Source organism: Phenylobacterium sp. (assembly GCF_044236515.1).
Lineage (GTDB): Bacteria > Pseudomonadota > Alphaproteobacteria > Caulobacterales > Caulobacteraceae > Phenylobacterium.
The window spans coordinates 1-3,678 of record NZ_JBIIGK010000221.1 but is presented as its reverse complement, the minus strand read 5'-3'; the positions used below and the strand labels follow the sequence as shown (position 1 = coordinate 3,678).

Below are 3,678 nucleotides of genomic sequence, written 5' to 3'. Positions count from 1 at the left end.
CCGCCTGGCTGGTCGCGTCCGGGCCGGTGACAGCGATCCCGCTGGTGCTGTTCGCCTGGGCGGCGCGGCGGCTGCCGCTGTCGGCCATGGGTTTCCTGCAGTTCATCGCCCCGACCATCAGCTTCACGCTGGGCCTGATGCAGGGCGAGGCGTTCACCGCCACGCGGGCGGCGTCCTTCGTGTTCATCTGGGGCGGTGTGGCGGTGTTCTGCTACGGCGCCTGGAAGAAATCGCGGGTCGTGGCCGCCGCCGAGAAACTGGTGAAGGACGCGGCCGGGGCCTAGCCGGCGTAGGCCGCGTCGATCAGCCGGCGGGCGCGCGGATCGCCGAGCAGCACCGGGCTCTGGCGGTTCATGACATAGGCCCCGCCAAGGCGGCGGTCCGGATCGGCGAAGGCGCAGGAGCCGCCCCAGCCGGCATGACCGAAGGTGGCGTTTCCCGGCCCCCAGAACTGCACCGTCTCGTTGCGCATCACCCCGGCGCCCCAGCTGAGGTCGAAGGGCAGGACGAGGTCGTGGCCGCGGATCCGCCGGCGGGCCAGTTCGGCGACCCCGGCCGGGGGCAGGATGTCGCCGCCGCCGTCGGCCAGTCGGCCCATCAGCCGGGCCAGGGCCTCGGCCGTCGCATGGCCGTTCGTCGAGGGGATCGGCAGGCGGCGCCATTCCGACTGCGGCTTGCCGGCCGCCGCCGACCACGGGGTCAGGAAGGCGGCGCGGGTCGGGGTGTTGATCTCGCCGAAGTCGGCCGGGGCGGTCGGCCGCAGCAGTTCGGCGGCGCGGTGGGCCTCGGCGTCCGGCAGGCCCATCCAGAGGTCGAGACCGAGCGGGCCGGCGAGGTCCTGGCGCAGGGCCTCGCCCATCAGCCGGCCGTCGACGCGGCGGAACAGTTCGCCGACGATGTAGCCGACGGTGATCGGGTGATAGCCGCTGGCCGTGCCCGGCGGCCACAGCGGAGCCATGGCGGCGAGCTTGGCGCAGATCGCGTCCCAGTCGAACCAGGTCGCCGGCTCCATCTGATCAGGGAAGCCGGACAGGCCGGCCTGGTGCGACAGCGCCTGTTCGACGGTGATCCCGGCCTTGCCGGCCTGAGCGAACTCCGGCCAGGCGGCGGCGACCGGCTGGTCGTAGGCGAAGCGGCCGTCGGCCACCAGCCGGGCGATCATCACCGCCGCCAGGATCTTGGTCACCGAGAAGACGCAGGTCAGGGTGGTCTCGTCGAAAGCTCGGGTGCGCTTGCGGTCGGCGAAGCCGGCCCACAGGTCGACGACGACCTCGCCGGCCTCGACCAGGGTGAAGCGTGCGCCGAGTTCCTCGCCGGCGGCGAAGTTGGCGGCGAAGGCGTCCTTCACCGGCGCGTGGCGGGGCGAGGCGAAGCCGGAGATCTCGACCATCAGAGAGGTTCTATACGCACCTGGGCGGCGGGGCGCACCAGGCGATCGCCGAGGGCGACAATGGGCAATTCGGAGGCGCCCCAGTCCTCGCCGGCCTTGACGATCTCGGCGGCGGCGCGGGCGGCGTGTTCGGCGGCGGCGGCCGGGGCCAGGCCCTCGACAAGGGCGGCGCCGAAGCTGGCGGTCACCAGGTCGCCCGTGCCTTTCGGCGCAGCCGGCGAATAGGGATGGGTGAAGTGGATCGCCTCGCCGCGGTCGATCAGCATCACGCCCGTGAGCCCGGGCGGCGACGGGGCGGAGGTCAGGAGGGTCGGCTTGCCCAGCGCCTCGGCCGCGGCCAGCGCCTCTGCGGCGCTGCCCACAGGCCGGCCGGACAAATACGACAGCTCCCAGGCGTTGGGCGTGATCCAGTCGGCGAGCGGCACGAGGCGGGCGGCGATAGCTTCCGCGACCTCGGGCTTCACATAAGGGCCGCCTGGCGCGTCGCCGAGGATCGGGTCAACGACCAGCACCGGCCGCCGGGACGCCGCGTCGCGTACCCGTTCGAGCACGCCGGCGGCGATTTCAACCTGCTCGGCCGAGGAGAAGTAGCCGGTGATGACGAGGTCGAGCATGCCGAAGACGGCGTCGGCCTCGATGTCGGCCAGCATCCGGCGCAGGACGTCGGGAGGCGTCACCTGGCCTTCGGCGCCCTTGGCCGGACTGCGGCCGAGCAGGACCGTCGGGGCCAGCACCGGGTCGATGCGGTGCTGGGCCAGGACGTACTGCTGCGCCGCCCCGCCGATGCGCGAGGCGGCCACGAATGACGACAGGATCAACGCCAGGGGCATGACCCCTGGCTTAGCCGAGCCGCCCCGCATCGGCCACTCTCCTCACGTAGAAGGCGAGAAGGCCGCCAGGACTCAGTAGCGGTAGTGATCCGGCTTGAACGGGCCCTGCGGGGTGACGCCGATATAGTCCGCCTGCTCCTTGGAGAGGGTGGTCAGCTTGGCCCCGAGCTTGGCCAGGTGGAGCATGGCCACCTTCTCGTCGAGGTGCTTGGGCAGGGTATAGACTTTGGTCTCGTACCTGGCGCCGTTCTGCCAGAGCTCGATCTGGGCCAGGGTCTGGTTGGTGAAGCTGGCGCTCATCACGAAGCTCGGGTGACCGGTGGCGTTGCCGAGGTTCACCAGCCGGCCTTCCGACAGGACGATGATCTTCTTGCCGTCCGGGAATTCCACGTGGTGGACCTGGGGCTTGATCTCGTCCCACTTGAAGTTGCGCAGGCCGGCGATCTGGATCTCGGAATCGAAGTGGCCGATGTTGCAGACGATGGCGTTGTTCTTCATCGCCCGCATGTGCTCGACGGTCAGCACATCCTTGTTGCCCGTCGCGGTGACGAAAATGTCGGCCTTGTCGGCGACGTCCTCGACAGTCTGGACCTCATAGCCTTCCATCGCCGCCTGCAGGGCGCAGATCGGGTCGATCTCGGTGACGATCACCCGGGCGCCGCCTTGGCGCAGCGAGGCGGCCGAGCCCTTGCCGACGTCGCCGTAACCGAGGACCACCGCGACCTTGCCCGACAGCATGACGTCGGTGCCGCGGCGGATGGCGTCGACCAGGCTCTCGCGGCAGCCGTAGAGGTTGTCGAACTTCGACTTGGTGACGCTGTCGTTGACGTTGATCGCCGGGAACGGCAGCTCGCCACGCTCCGACATCTGGTAGAGGCGATGGACGCCCGTGGTGGTCTCTTCGGAGACGCCTTTGCAGGCGTCGCGAATGGCCGAATAGAAGCCGGGCTTCTCCTTGAGGTAGCGCTTCATGACGGTGAAGAGCGCCTCTTCCTCCTCGTTCTGCGGATTGGCTAGAACCGACGGGTCCTTTTCGGCCTTGGGGCCAAGCACGCAGAGCAGGGTGGCGTCGCCGCCATCGTCGAGGATCAGGTTCGGATAGCCGCCGTCCGACCATTCGAAGATCTTATGGGCGTATTCCCAGTACTCGATCAGGGTCTCGCCCTTGATGGCGAAGACGGGCGTGCCCTTCACCGCCACGGCGGCGGCGGCGTGGTCCTGGGTCGAGAAGATGTTGCACGAGGCCCAGCGGACGTCGGCGCCGAGCGCCTGCAGGGTCTCGATGAGCACGGCGGTCTGGATGGTCATGTGCAGGGAGCCGGCGATGCGGGCGCCCTTCAGCGGCTGATCCTTGCCGAACTCGGCGCGCACGGCCATCAGGCCCGGCATCTCGGTCTCGGCGATGTCGATTTCCTTGCGGCCCCAGTCGGCCAGCGTGATGTCCTTGACGACGTAGTC

Annotated in this window: 3 protein-coding genes and 1 pseudogene; 1 reads left to right on the top strand and 3 read right to left on the bottom strand. The window is 69.7% G+C overall.

Annotated elements, in window-relative coordinates; genetic code table 11:
- Window positions 1-284 (top strand): annotated as a pseudogene (locus ACILRF_RS15285) (EamA family transporter RarD); the annotation flags it as partial.
- On the opposite strand, the gene ACILRF_RS15280 reads toward ACILRF_RS15285, so the two are convergent.
- From ACILRF_RS15280 to ahcY, 3 genes are all read right to left on the bottom strand, one after another.
- A complete protein-coding gene (locus tag ACILRF_RS15280; protein ID WP_395674400.1) occupies window positions 281-1,390 on the bottom strand; it encodes a serine hydrolase domain-containing protein in 1,110 nt (369 codons plus the stop codon). The pseudogene ACILRF_RS15285 and the gene ACILRF_RS15280 overlap by 4 nt on opposite strands.
- Entirely contained in the window at window positions 1,390-2,220 is an 831-nt protein-coding gene (locus ACILRF_RS15275; RefSeq protein WP_395674398.1) for a PfkB family carbohydrate kinase, read from the bottom strand. Before ACILRF_RS15275 ends, ACILRF_RS15280 begins: the two co-directional genes overlap by 1 nt.
- A 72-nt stretch (window positions 2,221-2,292) precedes the next feature.
- Window positions 2,293-3,678: adenosylhomocysteinase (gene ahcY, locus ACILRF_RS15270; RefSeq protein WP_395674396.1), on the bottom strand; the 1,386-nt coding region annotated here is incomplete at its 5' end.